Source organism: Massilia sp. BSC265 (assembly GCF_000740675.1).
Taxonomy (GTDB): Bacteria; Pseudomonadota; Gammaproteobacteria; order Burkholderiales; family Burkholderiaceae_D; genus Telluria.
This window is the reverse complement of record NZ_JPXI01000018.1, coordinates 49,243-67,775: the sequence shown is the minus strand read 5'-3', so window position 1 is coordinate 67,775 and position 18,533 is coordinate 49,243. Positions and strand designations below refer to the sequence as shown.

Below are 18,533 nucleotides of genomic sequence, written 5' to 3'. Positions count from 1 at the left end.
CCGAACGGCCGTGGAGCGTTGTGTCAGGCCGCCGCCGTCTCCTGCTTCGGCGGCAGGGCGATCTCGTTGTTGACGCTGAACTGGTAATCCTCGAACACGTGCTGGGCCGACAGGATCTGGTAGCTGCCGTCCGCCAGGCGGTGGGTGGTGTCCTTCAGGCGGTAGGTGTAATGGCCGCAGGTCCAGCAGTTGAAGTTGCGCATGTGCGTGCACAGGCAGGTCTTGTCGAACACCGAGATGTTCTTGCCGTCCGGGCTGGCCTGCACTTCGCGGTTGTACGAGTTGATGTAGGCGCAGTTGCCGGTGGCGTCCAGCAGGTAGCCGTAGGACTCGCAGCCCGGGCGGATGCCGGAGCCGATCGCCGGCGTGCTCTTCAGCATGCGCATCGGATAGCCGGTCGGCGACACGCCATTGACGATGATGTCTTCCTCGCTCGCGCGGAAGTATTCCTGCTTGACGTGGTCCGGCATGCCGCACTCGTGGGTGACGGTGAAACGGGTCGCTACCTGCACGCCGCCGGCGCCCTTTTCCAGGAAGCCGACCGCGTCCGAGCCGGTGAAGATGCCGCCCGCGGCGATGACGGGAATGTCCAACTGCTGCTCGCGCATGTAGGCATGGATCTCGTCCATGATGGTATGCAGGTTGTACTGCTTCCAGTCGTCGATGCCGAAGCCGAGGTGGCCGCCAGCCAGAGGGCCTTCGACGATGATGTAGTCGGGCAGGCGGCTCAGTCGAGAGACCTTTTTCAGGAACAGCTGCAGCGCGCGCACGGACGAGACGATGATGCCCAGTTTGGTGTCGCGGAAGCGCGGATGGTCCTTGATCAGTTCGAAGGAACCCAGGTGCAGGCCGGCCGACATGGTAATGCCGTCGATGCCGGCGTCCATCGCCGCCGACAGGCGGGTGCGCAGGGTCTCCTTGGGCGCGTTCATGGTCAGCTTTTCCATGCAGTTCACGAAGATCAGGCCGTCGCCTCGCTTCGCTTCCATGGTCGAGCCGACGTGCAGGCGGGTGGCCTCGGCCAGGCGGTCGAGGTCGAACTGGACCACCGCCTTGTTCATGTTGTTGATGTTGAACTTGTAGAGCTTGGTCTTGTCCTTGACGAAGGTGGTGTCGAACTTGCGGTCCGACACGTCCTGCACCATCGCATCGGAGATATGGCCGATGCCGCCGAGACGGGCAGCCTCGAGGGCCAGCTCCGACGTCGAGATATCCACGCCCATCCCGCCAATCATAATGGGCACGTATTCCTTGTTGCCCAGCTTCAGGCGGAAATCATCAACACGTTTCATTGCAATCCTTAAACCGCCGTAGTTCCCTACGCGTATATATGCATTGACAAACCGCGCGTGCGCGCGGTCGTCATTCTACCCCAAGGCGGGGCAGGGTTTGCGCGACTATTCGTCGCGCGACATTGCCTTCGAGGAGATCTCGAGGTGCCCTCAATCGCGGAAGTTGTTGAAGGCCAGCGGCAGCTCCTGCACATCCTTGCGCAGCAGGGCCATGGCGGCCTGCAGGTCATCGCGCTTGGCGCCGGTGACGCGCACCGACTCGCCCTGGATGCTGGCCTGCACCTTCATCTTGCTTTCCTTGATGAGCTTGGTGATCTTCTTCGCGTCTTCGGTCTCGATGCCGTTGCGCACCTTGATGACCTGCTTGACCTTGTCGCCGCCGATCTTCTCGATCTTGCCTTCGTCGAGGAAGCGCACGTCCACCTTGCGCTTGGCCATCTTGTTGATCAGGACGTCCTTGACCTGGCCAAGCTGGAAATCGGAATCGGCGAACAGGGTCAGTTCCTTGTCCTTCTGCTCGACATTGGCCGAGCTGCCCTTGAAGTCGAAGCGGGTGGTGATTTCCTTGTTCGATTGTTCGACAGCATTCTTCACTTCGACCATGTCTGCTTCGCAGACGACATCAAACGATGGCATGGTGGTTTCCTTTTTTCTTGGTGATGCTAACTAGATGAATCCCTCTATTTTACCGGACAACGCCTGGCGCAGGCCACCACATTTGCCCGCACGGCAACGATGTGCGGGTCTTACGCCCGGGCTTGCCTTCGCATTTGCTCCCGCATTGACTCCCGCATTTACTTCTATAATGGCCAAAAACACTGTCACCTTATGCAAGCCGACCTGCCACTCCTTCACGATTTTTCGCTCGCTTCCCTGAACACCTTCCGCATTCCGGCGCGGGCCCGTCATTACCTGCGGGTGGACGGAGCGGCGGAACTGGACACCGTGCGCCGCGACCCGGCGCTCGCCGGCTTGCCGCGCCTGGTGCTCGGCGGCGGCAGCAACATGCTGTTCACCCGCGACTTCGAGGGCATCGTCCTGCACATGACGGGCGTGGGCAAGGAAGTGCTGGGCGAACAGGACGGCCGCATCCTGGTGCGTGCGAAAGCCGGCGAGAACTGGCACGCGTTCGTCCAGTGGACGCTGGCCCAGGGGCTGGGCGGGCTGGAAAACCTGTCCCTGATCCCCGGCACGGTCGGCGCGGCGCCGATCCAGAACGTGGGGGCGTATGGCACGGAAACCAGGGACGTCTTCCATTCCCTGACGGCCTACGACATGGCCAGCGGCGAAGTCTGCACGCTGGGCGCGGCCGCCTGCCGCTTCGCCTATCGCGACAGCATCTTCAAGCATCCGGAAGGGCGCGACCTGGTCGTGCTGGACGTCACCTTCGCGCTGCCGGCGAGCTGGTCACCGAACCTGCGTTATGCCGAGCTGGCCAGGGCGGTGGAGGAGGCGGGTTTGGCCTCGCCGACGCCGCAGGACATCGGGCGCACGGTCGAAGCGATCCGCCGGCGCAAGCTGCCGGACCCGGCCGAGATCGGCAACGCCGGCAGCTTCTTCAAGAACCCGGTGGTGAGCAGGGAGCATTGCGCGCGCCTGCTGGCCGAGTTCCCTCTCCTGGTGCACCATGCACAGGCGGACGGCAGCGAAAAGCTGGCGGCCGGCTGGCTGATCGACCAGTGCGGCTGGAAGGGCCGGGCGCTGGGGGCGGCAGGGGTGTACCCGAAGCAGGCCCTGGTGCTGGTCAACCTGGGCGGGGCAACCGGCGAGGAAGTGGTACGGCTGGCGCGCGCGATCCAGGCAGACGTCAAGGCGAAATACGGCGTCGAGCTCGAGCCGGAACCTGTATTCATTTGAAGGAGGCGGGCATGATCAAGGCAGTCGTGACGGGCCACAGCCGTGGCCTGGGCGCCGCGGTGGCGGCGGAACTGGTGGCGCACGGTATCCCGGTGCTGGGGCTGGCGCGCGGGCATGCGGAGATTGGCGAGGGCATGGAACAGGCCGTGGTCGACCTGGGCGACGCGCAAGCGCTGGCCGCCTGGCTGGGCGGCCCTACGCTGCGCTCCTTTCTTGCAGGCTGCGACACGGCGCTGCTGGTCAACAATGCCGGGGTGGTAACGCCGGTCGGCCCCCTGGCCGAGCAGGACCCGGAAGCAGCCCTGCGGGCGGCCATCCTGAACGTCGGCGCGCCGCTGGCGCTGGCTGCAGCCTTCGTGCAGGCAGCGCCGCAGGCCGAGCGGCGCATCCTGCACGTCTCGAGCGGGGCCGGGCGCAGCGCCTACCCGGGCTGGAGCGTCTACTGCGCCACCAAGGCCGCGCTCGACCAGCACGCGCGCGCGGTAGCGCTCGACGGCGACCCGCGGGTGCGCTGCGTGAGCCTGGCGCCTGGCGTGATCGACACCGACATGCAGGCCGAGATCCGGGCGACGCCGGACGCGAAGTTTCCGCTCAAGCAGCGTTTCGTCGACATGAAGGAGGGCGGGGTGCTGGTGGCCCCAAGCGATTGTGCCGCGAAGCTGGTGGATTGCCTGCTGGCGAAGCGCTTCGGGCACGAGCCGGTCGACGACCTGCGCAACGGCGCCTAGCGCCGGACCGGGGCGGAAAGCGCTACTGCCACGCCAGCATGGTTTCGAACAGGTCGGCCGGCACCGGCCGCGAGAACAGGTAGCCCTGGCCATAGTCGCAGCCCGCACGGCGCAGGCTGGCGCACTGCTCCTGGGTTTCCACGCCTTCGGCGATGACCTTCAGTCCCAGCTTGTGGGCCATCACGATGATGGTCTCGGTGATGGTGCGGCTGAAGTTGTCATGGACCAGCTCCTTGACGAAGGACTGGTCGATCTTCAGGTAGTCGATGTCGAGGCGCTTCAGGTAGCTCATCGACGAGTAGCCGGTGCCGAAATCGTCGATCGACACCTGCATCCCGCTCGACTGCAGCGCGGCCAGCTTGGCCATCACGGTGTCCGACAGGTTCAGCAGCAGGCCTTCGGTGATCTCGACGTTGATGCAGTTCGGGCCCAGACGGATCTCGTCCAGGTGTGCCACCCAGTCGGCGGCGTCGGCCTGGACCTGGAACTGGACCGGCGACTTGTTGATGCTGACCTGGAAGTCGCGGCCCAGCAGTTCCGACCAGTGCTTCGAGTACTGCGCCGCGGTACGGAACACCCAGTCGCCGATTTCGTGGATCAGGCCCGATTCCTCGGCCACCGCGATGAAGGTGTCCGGCGACAGCAGGGCGCCGGAGGCATGGCGCCAGCGCAGCAGGGCTTCCGCCTTGGCGATCCGGTTCGATACGAGGTCGACGATCGGCTGGAAATACAGCTCGAGCTGCTTGCCGGGGACGGCATTGCGTAGCTCGGCAAGCAGCTTGAGGCGCCGGATGGCGGCCGCCTGCATGTTCGCTTCGAAAAATGTCAGCTGGTTGCGCCCGCCCGACTTGGAGCGGTACATGGCGTGGTCGGCGTTGCGCATCAGTTCCTCGGGGTCGTGCGCGTCTACGGGGAACCGGGCGATGCCGATGCTGCCGGCAATGTACAGGAGCTCCTGCTGGACCTGGAAGGGCTGGGCGAGCGCGTCCAGGATCGCCTGCGCGACCGCCTCGACATGCGCCAGCTCGCGCGTCTCGGTCAGGATCACCGTGAATTCGTCGCCGCCGAGGCGCGCCACCGTATCGCCCTTGCGCACGCAGGCCCCGATGCGCCGCGCCGCCTCGACCAGCAACAGGTCGCCCGCGTCGTGGCCGAGCAGGTCGTTGACTTCCTTGAAGCGGTCGAGGTCGATGAACAGCAGCGCGACTTCGCCGGCTTCGTCCTCGGCGTGGCGGACCGCCTGCTCGAGGCGGTCCCGGAACAGGCCCCGGTTGGGCAGGCCGGTGAGCGTATCGTAGTTGGCGCGGCGTTCGAGCTTCTCGGTAACCTGGCGTATGGTTTCTTCGCTCTGCTTGCGGCCCGAAATATCGTCGATGAAGCCGTACCAGGTGGTGCCGCCGTCCGTGGCCGGGACCGGTGTCGCGATCAGCTCGCGCCAGCGCTGCTCCCCATCCGGCATCTGGACCTTGAACTCGGCGTGCAGCGGCTGCAGCTGGGCGGCCGAGCGTTCGAGCGCGTGCAGCAGGCGGACCCGGTGCAGCGGCAGGATGCGCTCGGCCAGGCAGCCCGGGTCGGCCTGGATCGCCTCCGGCGCCAGGCCGAACAGGGTATGCACCATGCCGCTGATGAAGGGGCAGGCAAAGCTGCCGTCGGTGTGCTGTGCCAGCTCGAGCAGGGCGCCCGGCACCTGCTGCGCCAGCTGCGCCAGCCGTTCATGGCTCGCGGCCAGCGCCTGGCGCACCTGGTAGGCCTCGGTAATGTCGGTGAGGGTGCCGATCATGCGCAGCGGCTTGCCTTGCGCGTCGCGCTCGACGATGCTGCCGCGCGAGCGTACCCGGATCCATTCCCCGGTGAAGCGCTGGATGCGGTACTCGCAGGTATAGCCGGCGGTGTCGCCGGCGAGGTAGCGTGCGAAGCAGCGGTGCACACGCGCCGCATCTTCGGGGTGGATGCGGCTGCGCCAGGACTGCTGCTGGCTGCTGCTCACCGCGCCGGTGGCGCCCATGATGTCCTTCCACTTGGCGGAGTAGCTCACGCAATCCTCGTCCATGCGCCAGTCCCAGACGCCTTCGCCGGTGGCGTCCAGCGCCAGCGCCAGCCGTTCTTCGTCACGCCGCAAGGACTCGGCCAGCCGGCCCTGGGTCGCGAAGGCTTCCCCCAGTGCCCGGTGGGCCTGCTGCAGTTTCTCCTCGCGCGCGATGACGTCGGTAATGTCGTGCACGGTTCCGGCCAGGTTGATGCACCGGCCTGCCGCGTCGAACACAGGCGTGATCGACACGCGTCCTACCCTGCGGCCGGCAGGAAAGTCGGTGTGTTCCTCCCAGCGCTGGGTCTGGCCGGTACGGATAGCCATGTGGTAATGGTGCAGCACCAGCGACAGGGAGGGTTCGGGGATGACCTGGTCGACGGTCTTGCCGATGACCTGTTCCGGTTGCAGGTGCGTGGCCATGTAGAAAGCCGGGTTGACGTAGCTGAAGCGGAAGCTCTTCGGACCTTCGACGTCGAGCTGGTAGACGACGTCTTCGATGTTGCCGAAGATGATGTCGACGGCCCGGCGCGCGGCCACGCCCGGCCCCGCGCCGGGCGCCACAGGAGAGGCGCGGTTCCGGTGCCCGTGGAAGCTCTTGGTGTCGTCCTCGGGAGACATGGGCGCTCGATGGTTGACAGGGCCTGGCGGCTATTCTAGCGCGAAGGGGAGGAACAGGGTTGTCCGGTGCTCAGGCGGCGACGGTGGGGAGAAGTCGTGCTTCCATGCGTGCACATGATGCAACTTAGCGCAACATAGTGCAACTTAGCGCAACTTAGTACAACTTAGCGCCGGCAGTCCGTGCAGTTCGCGCGCCCGCGCGCACTTCTCGTCCCCCATCTGCACCTCCCTGCACGGACTCGGCCGATACGGATACACGCCGCACGCCATCCTTCCCGCATCTCCCTTGCCCAGTGCCGCACAATAGGGCGTCGACGAGTTGGTCCCCCTCATGCAGGAAATATGCGGCGTGACCTGCTCGGTCCACCCGCCGGGCAGCCCACGCTCGGGCGCTTCGGCCCAGTAGAAGGACACACGAAACGACTTGCAGCAGGCGCCGCAGTCCAGGCAAGGATTGTCACCAAGATCGCTCATGGCGTGCAATATTAGCATCGCCGCACCCATGAAAAAAGCCGCCCGCAGGCTAATGCCGGTTAGTTAGGAAGGACTGTAGGGTGGGCGGGGTAATGCCGGGCAATGCCCGGAATGACAAACGCCCACGCGGTGATAGTTGAGATACGAAAAATCGACCGGGCTGCTGTGATTTGACCGCGTGGGCGGGAGACCCGCCCACCCTACGGATGAGCGGCGCCTCTTAAGTGACAGGCATTGGCCCGCAGGCGGCTCGCGATGCGCTTGTTGGAGCTTACTTGCTACGTGCGGCGCGTGCCTTCGCCGCAATCCGCATGCGCAGCGCGTTCAGCTTGATGAAACCGCCCGCGTCCGCCTGGTTGTAGGCGCCGCCGTCTTCGTCGAAGGTTGCGATGTTCATGTCGAACAGCGAATCGGTCTTCGAATCGCGCGACACCACGATCACGTTGCCCTTGTAGAGCTTGACGCGCACCCAGCCGTTCACGGTCTGCTGGGTGTGGTCGATCAGGGTCTGCAGCGCGACGCGCTCCGGGGCCCACCAGTAGCCGTTGTAGATCAGCGAAGCGTAGCGCGGCATCAGGTCGTCCTTCAGGTGCGCCACTTCGCGGTCCAGGGTGATCGATTCGATCGCACGGTGGGCCTTGAGCATGATGGTGCCGCCCGGAGTCTCGTAGCAGCCGCGCGACTTCATGCCGACGTAACGATTTTCCACCAAGTCGAGCCGGCCGATGCCGTGCTTGCCGCCCAGGCGGTTCAGCTCGGTCAGCACTTCGGCGGCGCTCATGCGCTTGCCGTTCAGGGCCACGATGTCGCCCTTCTCGTATTCGATGTCGAGGTACTCGGCTTCGTTCGGCGCTGCTTCAGGCGAGACGGTCCAGCGCCACATCGATTCCTCGGCTTCCGCGCTCGGGTTCTCCAGGTGACGGCCTTCGAAGGAGATGTGCAGCAGGTTGGCGTCCATCGAGTAGGGCGCGCCGCCGTTCTTGTGCTTCATGTCGATCTCGATGCCGGCGTCTTCCGCGTACTTCAGCAGTTTCTCGCGCGACAGCAGGTCCCACTCGCGCCACGGGGCGATGATCTTGACGTCCGGCTTGAGCGCATAGGCGCCCAGTTCGAAACGCACCTGGTCGTTGCCCTTGCCGGTCGCGCCGTGCGACACGGCGTCGGCGCCGGTCTCGTTGGCGATCTCGATCAGGCGCTTGGCGATCAAGGGACGCGCGATCGAGGTGCCCAGCAGGTATTCGCCTTCGTACACGGTGTTGGCGCGGAACATCGGGAACACGAAGTCGCGCACGAACTCTTCGCGCACGTCGTCGATGTAGATGTTTTCCGGCTTGATGCCGAACTTGATCGCCTTGGCGCGCGCAGGCTCCAGTTCTTCGCCCTGGCCGAGGTCGGCGGTGAAGGTGACGATTTCGCAGTTGTAGTGATCCTGCAGCCATTTGAGGATGACCGAGGTGTCGAGGCCGCCGGAGTAGGCGAGGACTACTTTTTTAATGTCGCTCATGGAAGATTCCAGTGTGGGGAGGGAGGTGGGGTCAAGATGGTCAGCCGGCCCGCTGTCGGAAACAACGGGGCCGACGATCAAACTAATGGTGGTGAAAAGTGATCAGGGATGTTACCTGTCTTCGCTCAGTTTGTGATCCTGCCGAGCAGCAGGTATTCGATCAGCGCCTTCTGCACGTGCAGGCGGTTTTCCGCCTCGTCCCAGACGACCGACTGCGGACCGTCGATGACTTCGGCGGCGACCTCCTCGCCGCGGTGGGCCGGCAGGCAGTGCATGAACAGGGCGTCGGGCGTGGCGCGCGCCATCTTGGCGGCATCGACGATGAAGCCGTCGAATGCTTTCAGGCGCTCGGCGTTTTCCTTTTCGTAGCCCATGCTGGTCCAGACGTCGGTGCTGACCAGGTGCGCACCTTCGCAGGCGTCGGACGGATTGTCGAACAAGGTGTAGCGCTGCGTCGATACCAGCTTCGGATCGAGCTCATAGCCCTTCGGGGTCGAGACGTTCAGGTGGAAGCCGAACACTTCGGCCGCCTGCAGCCAGGAGTACAGCATGTTGTTGGCGTCGCCGATCCAGGCCACCGTCTTGCCCGCGATCGGGCCGCGGTGTTCATAGAAAGTGAAGATGTCGGCCAGCACCTGGCAGGGATGGTGTTCGTTGGTCAGGCCGTTGATGACCGGGACGCGCGAGTGGGCCGCGAAGCGCTCGATGATGTCCTGGCCGAAGGTGCGCACCATGATGATGTCGCACATGCGCGACATGACCTGGCCCGCGTCTTCCACCGGCTCGCCGCGGCCCAGCTGGCTGTCGCGGGTGTTCAGGTAGATCGCCGCGCCGCCCAGCTGGTGCATGCCGGCCTCGAACGACAGGCGGGTACGGGTCGAGCTCTTCTCGAACACCATCACCAGGGTGCGGTCGACCAGCGGGTGGTACACCTCGTAGGCCTTGAACTTGCGCTTGATGACCTTCGCGCGCTCGATGACGTATTCGAATTCGTCGGCGCTGAAGTCGGAGAACTGCAGGAAATGCTTGATGGGCTTTGCGACTGGCATATCGTCTGTGCGTCTTTGCTTAACTGTTATCCCTTGAATTATAAGGGTTTTTATTTGACGTTAGGGAAAGTGCTGATTTTCGTAGGGTGGGCAGGAAAACCTGCCCACCCTACAAGAAGCGTGTCAATACAAAGTCTGCGACGACTCGTGCAGCAGCTGCGCATACAGCTGGTGGCGCATCTTCGCAATTTTTCCTTCCTCGACCGCGCCCAGCACCGCGCAACTGGGCTCGGCCAGGTGGCGGCAGTTGTAGTACTTGCAGCCGCCAAGGTAGGGCTTGAACTCGACGAAGGCGCGCTCCAGCATCCCTTCGGTCAGGTGGTACAGCCCGAACTCCTGGAAGCCGGGCGAATCGATGATCGAGGCGCCGGAGGACGAAACATCGGGCAGCCAGTACAGGCGCGTGAAGGTGGTGGTGTGCTTGCCGGTGTCGAGCGCTTCCGAGATCTCGCGCACGGCGATGTCGGCGTCCGGCACCAGGAGGTTGATCAGGGACGACTTGCCCATGCCCGACTGGCCGATGAAGATCGAGGACTGGCCGGCGAGCAGGGGCATCAGGGTCTCCACCGCCTGTTCGGGCCGCGCGCGGGCCGACAGCTCGTGCACCGGATAGCCGAGCGAGGCGTACAGGCCGGCACGCTCGCGGGCGCGCGCCAGCGGTTCCTCGACGTCGACCTTGTTCAGGATGATGTGGGCTTCGATGCCTGCCGCCTCGGCCGCCACCAGCGAGCGCGAGACCAGGTCGTCGGCGAAGCTCGGTTCGGTGGCGACGACGATGAACAGGCGCGAGATGTTCGCCGCCAGCAGTTTCGATTTGTACTGGTCCGAGCGGTAGAGCAGGGTGGTGCGGTCGGCAATCTTCTCGATCACGGCCTGGTCGCTCGAGGTGCGCTTCAGGAACACGACGTCGCCGACGGCCACGTTGGTCTTCTTGCCGCGCGTGACGCACTGCAGCTTTTCGCCGTTCGCATCGGCCAGGTAGTGGCGGCCGTGGGCGGCGATGATGGTACCGGTGAGGTTGTCGATGCGGTCGCTCATGCAGCCGGTCCTTGCGCGTAGATTGCGTCGGCCCGGGCCGCGCAGATGAAATCGTTGTCGGTCAGCGCGCCGCCGGCCGAGTGGGTCGTGTAGGCCACGGTGCAGCGGCGGTAGCCGACCGTCATGTCGGGATGGTGGTTCTGTGCCTCGGCCATGCTCGCTACCGCGTTCACGAAGGCGATCGTGGCGCGGTAGCTGGGGAAGGCGTAGTCACGGGCGATGGTGCCGTCGATGGCCTGCCATTCCGGTACCTCGGCGAGGCGCGCAGGGATGGTGGCAGGGTCGAGCGCGGGGGCGCCGTGGGTGCAGTGCTGGTCGATGAGCTTCATGCGGCCCCCGTCATCAGGTGTTTCACCCGCACCGATGCCGGCGGGTGCGAATCGTAGAAGGCCGAGTGCAGCGGGTCCGGCGTCAGGGTCGAGGCATTGTCTTCATACATCTTGACCAGGGCCGACACCAGGTAGCTGCTGTCGGTATGCTTGGCGGCGAAGGCGTCCGCCTCGAACTCGTGCTTGCGCGAAGTGATCGAGTTGAGCGGCGACAGCACGAAGGTGAAGGTCGGCAGCACCAGCGCGAACAGGATCAGGGCCATGCCGTCGTTCGGGGCCCCCATCATCGGCAGCACGCCCAGGCCCGTGTAGAACCAGGCCTGGTTCTTCAGGTAGCCCAGCAACGCCAGGAAGCCCAGGGAAAGCGCGAACATCACCACGATGCGCTTGATGATGTGGCGCAGCTTGAAGTGGCCCAGTTCGTGCGCGAGCACGGCCTCGATCTCGTGCGGGTCGAGGCGCGACAGCAGGGTGTCGAAGAACACGATGCGCTTGTTGCTGCCGAAGCCGGAGAAGTAGGCATTGCCGTGCGCGCTGCGCTTGCTGCCGTCCATCACGAACAGGCCTTTCGCGGCGAAACCGACGCGCGCCATCAGGCCTTCGATGCGCTCCTTGAGGCTCGCATCCTGCAGCGGGGTGAACTTGTTGAACATCGGCGCGATCACGGTTGGGTAGAGCACCATCATCAGGAGCTGGAAGCCGCTCCACACGCACCAGGCCCACAGCCACCACAGGTCGCCGCTTTTCTCCATGAGGGCCAGGATCACCCACAGCAGCGGCAGGCCGATCACGGCGCCCACCAGCGCGCCCTTGAGCATGTCGGCAATCCACAGGCTCGGTGTCATCTTGTTGAAGCCGAAGCGTTCTTCCAGCACGAACTGGCGGTACCAGTCGAAGGGCAGGTCGAGCAGGCCGGACAGAATCGCGAAGGCGACCACCAGGGCCATCTGGTGCGTCATGCCCGGGCCGGTGACGCCCAGCAGCGCGGTTGAGATGGCCTGCAGGCCGCCCAGCAGGGTGAAGCCGATCAGCACCACGCCGCCCCACAGCATCGAAGCGATCCCGAGGCGGGTCTTGGCCACCGTATAGTCGGCCGCCTTCTGGTGCGCCGCGAGCGGCACCTTTGGCGCAAACTCGGCCGGTACGCTGGCGCGGTGGCGCAGCACATGCCGGATGTGCCGGTTGGCCAGCCAGAAGCGCACGCCCAGCGTCAGCGCAAAGAAAACGACGAACAATACCGAAAACCCGAGTGAAGACATGCTGTGCCTGTGAGAAAATGCAGGATTACGCCAAAAATTAGTGCGGTACCCATAAGCGAAGAGAGAATTATGTCACAAGCTACACAAACCGAAGGCGCAGGCGCGGCCGTGCGTCCGAACGAATTCAACCTGGTCTGGCTCGACATGGAAATGACCGGCCTGGACCCGGACAACGACCGCATCATCGAAGTCGCCGTGGTTGTCACCGACCCCGACCTGAACATCATCGCCGAAGGCCCGGTGTTCGCCATCCACCAGTCCGACGAAACCCTGGACAAGATGGACAACTGGAACAAGGGCACCCACGGCCGCTCCGGCCTGATCGACCGCGTCAAGGCCTCGACCGTCACCGAAGCGCAGGCCGAGCTGGAACTGATCGCCTTCCTCAAGCAGTACGTCCCGGCAGGCAAGTCGCCGATGTGCGGCAACTCGATCTGCCAGGACCGCCGCTTCATGGCGCGCGGCATGCCGAAGCTGGAAGCCTTCTTCCACTACCGTAACCTGGACGTGTCGACCCTGAAGGAACTGTGCCGCCGCTGGAAGCCCGAACTGGCGTCCGGCTTCAAGAAGCACCAGAAGCACACCGCCCTTGCCGACATCGTCGAGTCGATCGAGGAACTGCGCTACTACCGCGAGCACTTCATCAAACTCTGATAAAACTATTTCCTGCCTGCAAATATGTGCGGCAGGCAATGAGAGGTGTGCGACAATCGGACCATGTCCTTCCCCACGCACACCATCGATGACGGCATGCGCATGCGCATCCGCCGCCATGACTGGAGCCAGACTCCGCTCGGTCCGCCGGCGGACTGGCCAGCGGCGCTGCGCACGGCCGTCGACATGGTGCTGCACTCGGCCTTTCCCATGTTCCTGGCCTGGGGGCCGGACCTGATCTTCCTCTACAACGATGCCTACACGCCGCTGCTCGGGCAGAAGCACGGGCGCGCGCTCGGCGCGCGCTTCCGCGACCTGTGGGCCGAGGTCTGGAAGGACATGGTGCCGCTGATCGACCGCGCCCTGTCGGGCAAGCCGGTGTATTTCGAGGACATGCCGATGACCGTCACCCGGCGCGGCTATCCCGAGCGCGCCACCTTCACCTTCTCGCATGCGCCCCTGATCGGCGACGACGGCCAGGTGGCAGGCTTGTTCTGCACGGTGATCGAAACCACGCGTCGCGTCGCCGCCGAGCGCCGCGCGGCCTTCGAGCTGACCGTGTCGGACGCGCTGCGCCCGCTCGCATCGAGCGAGGAAGTGATCGCCACCGCCAGCGCGCTGCTGGGCGGCGAACTGCATGCGGGGCGGGTGGTGTACGCCGAACTGGATGAAGCCAGCGGGCGCTTCTCGGTGCCGCGCCGGTGGGCGCGCGACGGTCGCAAGCCGTCCCGCCCGAGCTTCAGCCTCGACGAGTTCGGCCCCGCCGTGGGCGCGGCCCTGCGCGCAGGCGACATCGTGCGCATCCATGACACCGCGCGCGACGTGCGCACCATCGGCTACCGCAGCGCCTACATTGCCGACCAGATCGGCTCGCTGCTGGCCATCCCGCTGGTGAAATCGGGCCGGCTCACGGCCTGCCTCGGGATCGACTGCCCGCAGGCGCGCCACTGGAGCGACGACGACGTGCAGCTGGCGCGCGACGTGGCCGAGCGCACCTGGGCGGCGGCCGAGACCGCGCGCGCCCAGGCCGCGCTGCGTGCGGAACGCGACCGCAGCCGCCACATCTTCGACACCATCGCCGAAGGCTTCGCCGTGTTCGACGCCGACTGGAACATCGTCGAGATGAACGCCGAGGGCCTGCGGCTGTGCCGCGTGAAGGCCCAGGACGTCATCGGGCGCAACCACTGGGAAGTGTTCCCGCACACGGTCGACATGGACGCCGGCCGCATGTACCGCGAGGTGATGGGCACCCGCGTCGCCTCGGCCGCGATCTATGCGCACACCTTCCCCGACGGCGAGCGCATCTGGACCGAGGTGCGCGCCTACCCGATGCAGGACGGCAGCATCGCCTCCTTCTTCCGCGACATCACCGACCGCAAGCTGGCCGAGGAAAAGCTGGTCGAGGCCGACCGCCGCAAGGACGAGTTCCTGGCCATGCTGGCCCACGAGTTGCGCAACCCGCTGGCCCCGATCAGCGCCGCCGCCGAACTGCTGCGCATCGGCCGGCTCGAGGAAGCCCGGGTGCGCCAGAGCAGCAACATCATCGGGCGCCAGGTGCGCCACATGACGCGACTGGTGGATGACCTGCTGGACGTCTCGCGCGTCACGCGCGGGCTGATCACGCTCGAGCGGTCTCCGGTCGGCATGCGCGGCGTGGTGCAGGAAGCGGTGGAGCAGGTCAAGCCTGCGATGGATGCGAGGCGCCAGCGATTGTCGGTGCACCTGCCGCCCTCGTGGGCCCAGGTCGAAGGCGACAAGGCGCGCCTGGTGCAGGTGGTGGCCAACGTGCTCGGCAACGCCACCAAGTACACCCCGGAGGCCTGCGCCATCGACGTGCGCGCCGAAGTGCGGGCCGAAGTGGGGACACGTAAGGGCAGGAGTGCCCTGGTGATCAGCGTGCGCGACGAGGGCATCGGCATGGAGCCGGAGCTGACGGAGCGGGTATTCGACCTGTTCACGCAGGCCGAGCGCTCGTCGGACCGCTCGCAGGGCGGTCTGGGACTGGGCCTGGCCCTGGTGCGCAATCTGGTCGAGCTGCAGGGCGGATCGGTCGCCTGCTCGAGTCCGGGGCTGGGCAAGGGCAGCACCTTCGTGATCACCCTGCCGCTATTGGCGAATGCAGAATCCGGAGCGCCTCCGGCCGCGTTGCCCGCTGTGCAGGCGGGAGCGCCGCAGCCGCTCAGGATCCTGGTGGTGGACGACAACGTGGATGCGGCCGAGACCCTCGGCCTGCTGCTGGCGGCGCACGGCCACGAGGTGGTGGTCGAGCACGAGCCGTTCCGGGCATTGGACCGGGCCCGCAGCGTGGCGCCCGACGTGTGCCTGCTCGACATCGGCTTGCCCGGCATCGACGGCCGCGAACTGGCGCGGCGCCTGCGCGCCCAGCCAGAAACCGCGTCAAGCGTGCTGATGGCCGTCACGGGCTATGGACAGCAGCAGGACCGCGAGCAGGCCCTGGCGGCCGGCTTCCAGCATCACCTGGTCAAGCCGGTCGACTTCGACGCGCTGGTGCGCCTGCTCGACGAGGTGCGGGCGGCGCCGCAGGACGCCGCCCAGGTGTCGGCGCGCTTTCTCAGCGCATCTGGGTGTAGTTGACCGGGATGTAGCGGTAGCCCTTGCCGGAAGTGGCAAGGTAGCCCAAGCCCGGGAACTGCAGGTGGGCGCCCCCGATCATGTAGCCGCCCTTGGCCGCGGCGTCGAATTCCTTCTTGCGCGCTCTGGCTGCGGCCTTCTGGTCGCTGTCGAACTGGATCGTGACGCCCGGATTATCCATCTGCACGGCTGCCACGTGGATCAGGTCGCCGATCACGAGCAGCTTCTGGCCGCCGCTCTCGACCAGGTAGGTGGTGTGGCCCGGGGTGTGGGCGCCGGTCGGGTTGGCGCGGATGCCCGGCACCAGCTCGACGCTGCCTTCGAAAGGCTTGAAGCGGCCGGCCTTCACGTAGGGGCCGAGCGCAGCCTGGGCACCCTGGAAGGGGGCCTTGTCCTTGGCCTTGTCCATGTTCGCCTGGCTCAGCCAGTAATCCGATTCCGCCTTGCTGGCGCGCACGGTCGCGTTCGGGAACACGGCCGCCGAGTTGTCGACCAGGCCGCCGACGTGGTCGCCGTGGAAGTGGGTGATGTAGATCTCGTCGACCTGTCCGGGCTGGTAGCCGGCGGCCTGCATGTTGGCGACCAGCTTGCCGAGGGTCGGGCCGAAGAAGCTGCCGGCGCCGGTGTCGATCAGGACCAGCTTGCTGCCGGTGTTGACCAGGTAGGCGTTATCCGAGGTTTCCAGCGGCGTCTTCAGGTGCGACGCGGCCAGGGCAGCGGCCGTCTTCTTCGCATCCTGGGCCAGCAACTGGTCGACCGGCAGGTCCACCGTGCCGTCCGACAGCGGGGTGATTTCGAACTGGCCGAGCATGATGCGGCTGTAGCCCGGGGCCGGGGTTTTCGCCATCGGGGCGGCGGCCAGGGCGGAGCCGGCGAAGCATGCGGCGGCAAGGGCAAGGGCGGACAGGGTACGTTGTTGGATTGTTTTCATCGCGGGTCCTTGTGTCTGGTTTCTGCAGCAAGCTGCCGCAGTGTGTTGCGCATCGTACATGATTGCATAGAGGAATGCTCACCGTTTGCGCGGGAGAAGACGCGTCTGCGCAAGCTGGTCGAGCCGGATTTCGTCGCCGTCGAGGCAAGGGCGCCGGTCACGGCACTCGTGAGGCGCTTCCACGACGGGGCGAAACAGGTGTTCGTGGTGGACGGGGAGGGCAGGCTGGCCGGGAGGGTGCAGCCCGGCGACCTGCTGGTGGGACTCGATCTGGGGGTAATGGAGGGCGGCTGCGTGGCGGCCGCGCCTGAACAGCCGCCCCGCGGGCGTGACGCAGCCTAGCCGGCGTCGGCGCCGCAGCACTTCTTGTACTTCTTGCCGCTGCCGCAAGGGCAGTCGTCGTTGCGGCCGACCTTCGGTTCCTCGCGCTTGACGGTTTCGACCGCGGCCTTGCGGCGCGGCAGCCAGTAGCGGTAGATGGCCGGGATGTTGGCTTCGATCTCCAGCGCCAGCCCGTGCGCCTTGCGCGGGTCTTCGACCTCCGGCAGTTCGGTCTCGTCGATCTCGTCGGCGCCCAGCAGGTAGATCGGGCGCATCAGTTCGGCCACTTCCGAATCCCAGATCGCTTCCCACGAACCCGGACGCAGTTCCATGCCTTCCCAGAAGCCCCAGCACCAGGCTTCGGCGTCGATCAGGTTGTCGCCCCCGACCTCGTGCTCGCAGAACAGCGGCTCGAATTCCTTCGGCGCGGCTTCGAAGGTGATCAGGACTTCGTTCATGAAGCGCATGATCAGGTTGACGATACGCTGCTCTTCCCTGCTGTTCTTCCACTTCGGCGCCTGCTTGCCGTCCTCGCCCCAGACGCGCGGCAGCCACTCGGCCGGCATGATGGTTTCCGGGCCGATCGCGATTGCGGTCAGGTAGCCGTGCAGGGTGTCCATCGTCATCGCGTCCTCGGGGGAGCGGTCGGACAGCAGGAACTGGTCGAGTTCGTCGAATTCTTTATCGGTAAGGGGCTCGTCGAGATGCATGGGGTGCTCTTGTTTCATATGAAGGCGCCAGTGTAACGCCTGCGTGGGCGAAGAGCATAGAAAACCTGCGTGGCGCGTACAATGCGCGGATGGAGAATCCGTCTATTGAAACAAGCAAGCACACCCACCCGTATTCCCGGCTCGACCCGCAAGCGGTGCTGGAGGCCGTCGAGAGCGTCGGCCTGTACGGCGACGGCCGCCTGCTGGCGCTGAACAGCTACGAAAACCGCGTCTACCAGGTCGGCCTGGAGGAGGGCGCGCCGGTGGTCGTCAAGTTCTACCGGCCCGAGCGCTGGAGCGACGAGGCCATCCTCGAGGAACACGCTTTCGTGGCCGAGCTGGCCGAGCAGGAGATTCCCGTGGTACCGGCGACGATCATCGACGGGCGCACGCTGCACAGCTACGCCGGCTACCGCTTCGCCGTATTCCCGCGCCGCGGCGGACGGGCCCCGGAGCTGGGCGACTCGCGCACCCTGGAATGGATCGGGCGCTTCATCGGCCGCATCCACGCCGTCGGAGCGGCACGGCCGTACGGGGCGCGGCCCGAGATCAACCCGCAGACCTTCGGACGCGAACCTTTCGAATTCCTGCGCGCCCACGGCTTCATCCCGCCCGAGCTGACGGCGACCTGGTCCAGCGTGGTCGAGCAGGCGCTCGAGGGGGTGGCGCGCTGCTACGACCGGGCCGGCGAGCTGCCGCCCCTGCGCCTGCACGGCGACTGCCACGGCGGCAACGTGCTGTGGACCCCGGACGGCCCGCACTTCGTCGACTTCGACGACAGCCGCATGGGCCCGGCGGTGCAGGACCTGTGGATGCTGCTCTCGGGCGAGCGCCAGGAGATGGTGGGCCAGATGGCCGACGTGCTGGCCGGCTACGAGGACTTCTGCGAATTCCACCCGCGCCAGCTCTACCTGGTCGAGGCGCTGCGCACTCTCCGCCTGATCCATTACTCGGCCTGGCTGGCAATGCGCTGGGACGATCCGGCCTTCCCGGCGGCTTTTCCGTGGTTTAACACCCAGCGCTACTGGCAGGATCGCATCCTGGAGCTGCGCGAGCAGGTGGCGCTGATGGACGAGCCGCCCTTGTGGCCCGTATAGCGGGAATTGCGCCTGTTTTGCCGTCCAGTTCGGCGTGACATGCGCGCGCAA

The 18,533-nt window shown here is 65.7% G+C and carries 17 protein-coding genes; 6 read left to right on the top strand and 11 right to left on the bottom strand.

Translation table 11 applies throughout. From position 1 onward, the window contains the following. Positions 1-23: 23 nt before the first annotated feature. Positions 24-1,292: a nitronate monooxygenase gene (locus tag MA09_RS02780; RefSeq protein ID WP_036245211.1), complete on the bottom strand. Its 1,269-nt coding sequence runs from the start codon at positions 1,290-1,292 to the stop codon at positions 24-26. A gap of 150 nt (positions 1,293-1,442) precedes the next feature. Then, on the bottom strand, positions 1,443-1,928 hold the full coding sequence (locus MA09_RS02775) for a YajQ family cyclic di-GMP-binding protein (RefSeq protein WP_036245209.1): 486 nt from the start codon (positions 1,926-1,928) through the stop codon (positions 1,443-1,445). Between the two features lie 192 nt (positions 1,929-2,120). Between MA09_RS02775 and murB the strand changes: the two genes are divergently transcribed. Continuing rightward, positions 2,121-3,149: a UDP-N-acetylmuramate dehydrogenase gene (murB, locus tag MA09_RS02770; RefSeq protein ID WP_036245207.1), complete on the top strand. Its 1,029-nt coding sequence runs from the start codon at positions 2,121-2,123 to the stop codon at positions 3,147-3,149. Between the two features lie 11 nt (positions 3,150-3,160). Then, positions 3,161-3,877, top strand: coding sequence for an SDR family oxidoreductase (locus tag MA09_RS02765; RefSeq protein WP_036245204.1), 717 nt, complete (start codon positions 3,161-3,163; stop codon positions 3,875-3,877). Between the two features lie 22 nt (positions 3,878-3,899). Here the strand turns inward: MA09_RS02765 and MA09_RS25500 are convergent, their stop codons facing one another. From MA09_RS25500 to MA09_RS02735, 7 genes are all read right to left on the bottom strand, one after another. Next, positions 3,900-6,524: an EAL domain-containing protein gene (locus MA09_RS25500; RefSeq protein ID WP_081897380.1), complete on the bottom strand. Its 2,625-nt coding sequence runs from the start codon at positions 6,522-6,524 to the stop codon at positions 3,900-3,902. A 144-nt stretch (positions 6,525-6,668) separates the two neighbouring features. After that, on the bottom strand, positions 6,669-6,998 hold the full coding sequence (locus MA09_RS23970; protein ID WP_081897387.1) for a YkgJ family cysteine cluster protein: 330 nt from the start codon (positions 6,996-6,998) through the stop codon (positions 6,669-6,671). A gap of 271 nt (positions 6,999-7,269) precedes the next feature. Beyond that, positions 7,270-8,502, bottom strand: a complete 1,233-nt coding sequence (locus MA09_RS02755) for an argininosuccinate synthase (RefSeq protein WP_036245203.1) — start codon at positions 8,500-8,502, stop codon at positions 7,270-7,272. A gap of 125 nt (positions 8,503-8,627) precedes the next feature. Then, complete coding sequence (gene argF, locus MA09_RS02750) at positions 8,628-9,551, bottom strand: ornithine carbamoyltransferase (RefSeq protein ID WP_036245201.1); 924 nt, start codon at positions 9,549-9,551, stop codon at positions 8,628-8,630. 123 nt (positions 9,552-9,674) lie between these two features. Then, on the bottom strand, positions 9,675-10,589 hold the full coding sequence (gene rsgA / locus MA09_RS02745) for a ribosome small subunit-dependent GTPase A (protein WP_036245198.1): 915 nt from the start codon (positions 10,587-10,589) through the stop codon (positions 9,675-9,677). Then, complete coding sequence (locus MA09_RS02740; protein WP_036245196.1) at positions 10,586-10,918, bottom strand: 4a-hydroxytetrahydrobiopterin dehydratase; 333 nt, start codon at positions 10,916-10,918, stop codon at positions 10,586-10,588. The genes rsgA and MA09_RS02740 overlap by 4 nt, the downstream gene beginning before the upstream one ends. Continuing rightward, positions 10,915-12,177: a M48 family metallopeptidase gene (locus tag MA09_RS02735; RefSeq protein ID WP_036245193.1), complete on the bottom strand. Its 1,263-nt coding sequence runs from the start codon at positions 12,175-12,177 to the stop codon at positions 10,915-10,917. The genes MA09_RS02740 and MA09_RS02735 overlap by 4 nt, the downstream gene beginning before the upstream one ends. 69 nt (positions 12,178-12,246) lie before the next feature. On the opposite strand from MA09_RS02735, the gene orn reads away from it, so the two are divergent. Together orn and MA09_RS02725 are read left to right on the top strand one after the other, a co-directional pair. After that, positions 12,247-12,831, top strand: a complete 585-nt coding sequence (gene orn / locus MA09_RS02730) for an oligoribonuclease (RefSeq protein ID WP_036245191.1) — start codon at positions 12,247-12,249, stop codon at positions 12,829-12,831. A gap of 63 nt (positions 12,832-12,894) precedes the next feature. After that, complete coding sequence (locus MA09_RS02725) at positions 12,895-15,426, top strand: ATP-binding protein (RefSeq protein WP_229440529.1); 2,532 nt, start codon at positions 12,895-12,897, stop codon at positions 15,424-15,426. Here MA09_RS02725 and MA09_RS02720 read toward each other — a convergent pair. Beyond that, positions 15,404-16,354 carry an MBL fold metallo-hydrolase gene (locus MA09_RS02720; RefSeq protein ID WP_036245189.1) on the bottom strand — a complete coding sequence of 317 codons (951 nt, stop codon included), beginning with the start codon at positions 16,352-16,354 and terminating at the stop codon, positions 15,404-15,406. The genes MA09_RS02725 and MA09_RS02720 overlap by 23 nt on opposite strands. 45 nt (positions 16,355-16,399) lie before the next feature. On the opposite strand from MA09_RS02720, the gene MA09_RS02715 reads away from it, so the two are divergent. Continuing rightward, complete coding sequence (locus tag MA09_RS02715) at positions 16,400-16,696, top strand: hypothetical protein (RefSeq protein ID WP_152594538.1); 297 nt, start codon at positions 16,400-16,402, stop codon at positions 16,694-16,696. Here the strand turns inward: MA09_RS02715 and MA09_RS02710 are convergent. Continuing rightward, positions 16,693-17,385 (bottom strand): UPF0149 family protein, encoded by a 693-nt coding sequence (locus tag MA09_RS02710; protein WP_036245186.1) that lies wholly within the window; start codon positions 17,383-17,385, stop codon positions 16,693-16,695. The two genes, MA09_RS02715 and MA09_RS02710, sit on opposite strands and share 4 nt — an antisense overlap. Positions 17,386-17,474: 89 nt before the next feature. On the opposite strand from MA09_RS02710, the gene MA09_RS02705 reads away from it, so the two are divergent. Beyond that, positions 17,475-18,482: a serine/threonine protein kinase gene (locus tag MA09_RS02705; protein ID WP_036245184.1), complete on the top strand. Its 1,008-nt coding sequence runs from the start codon at positions 17,475-17,477 to the stop codon at positions 18,480-18,482. Positions 18,483-18,533: the final 51 nt, after the last annotated feature.

Bases quoted from the DNA above. Each gene is read 5' to 3' on its own strand.
- MA09_RS02780 (WP_036245211.1), bottom strand. From the start codon at position 1,292: ATGAAACGTGTTGATGATTTCCGCCTGAAGCTGGGCAACAAGGAATAC.
- MA09_RS25500 (WP_081897380.1), bottom strand. From the start codon at position 6,524: ATGTCTCCCGAGGACGACACCAAGAGCTTCCACGGGCACCGGAACCGC.
- orn (WP_036245191.1), top strand. From the start codon at position 12,247: ATGTCACAAGCTACACAAACCGAAGGCGCAGGCGCGGCCGTGCGTCCG.
- MA09_RS02765 (WP_036245204.1), top strand. From the start codon at position 3,161: ATGATCAAGGCAGTCGTGACGGGCCACAGCCGTGGCCTGGGCGCCGCG.
- MA09_RS02755 (WP_036245203.1), bottom strand. From the start codon at position 8,502: ATGAGCGACATTAAAAAAGTAGTCCTCGCCTACTCCGGCGGCCTCGAC.
- MA09_RS02735 (WP_036245193.1), bottom strand. From the start codon at position 12,177: ATGTCTTCACTCGGGTTTTCGGTATTGTTCGTCGTTTTCTTTGCGCTG.
- rsgA (WP_036245198.1), bottom strand. From the start codon at position 10,589: ATGAGCGACCGCATCGACAACCTCACCGGTACCATCATCGCCGCCCAC.
- MA09_RS02775 (WP_036245209.1), bottom strand. From the start codon at position 1,928: ATGCCATCGTTTGATGTCGTCTGCGAAGCAGACATGGTCGAAGTGAAG.
- MA09_RS23970 (WP_081897387.1), bottom strand. From the start codon at position 6,998: ATGAGCGATCTTGGTGACAATCCTTGCCTGGACTGCGGCGCCTGCTGC.
- MA09_RS02720 (WP_036245189.1), bottom strand. From the start codon at position 16,354: ATGAAAACAATCCAACAACGTACCCTGTCCGCCCTTGCCCTTGCCGCC.
- MA09_RS02725 (WP_229440529.1), top strand. From the start codon at position 12,895: ATGTCCTTCCCCACGCACACCATCGATGACGGCATGCGCATGCGCATC.
- argF (WP_036245201.1), bottom strand. From the start codon at position 9,551: ATGCCAGTCGCAAAGCCCATCAAGCATTTCCTGCAGTTCTCCGACTTC.
- murB (WP_036245207.1), top strand. From the start codon at position 2,121: ATGCAAGCCGACCTGCCACTCCTTCACGATTTTTCGCTCGCTTCCCTG.
- MA09_RS02740 (WP_036245196.1), bottom strand. From the start codon at position 10,918: ATGAAGCTCATCGACCAGCACTGCACCCACGGCGCCCCCGCGCTCGAC.
- MA09_RS02710 (WP_036245186.1), bottom strand. From the start codon at position 17,385: ATGCATCTCGACGAGCCCCTTACCGATAAAGAATTCGACGAACTCGAC.
- MA09_RS02705 (WP_036245184.1), top strand. From the start codon at position 17,475: ATGGAGAATCCGTCTATTGAAACAAGCAAGCACACCCACCCGTATTCC.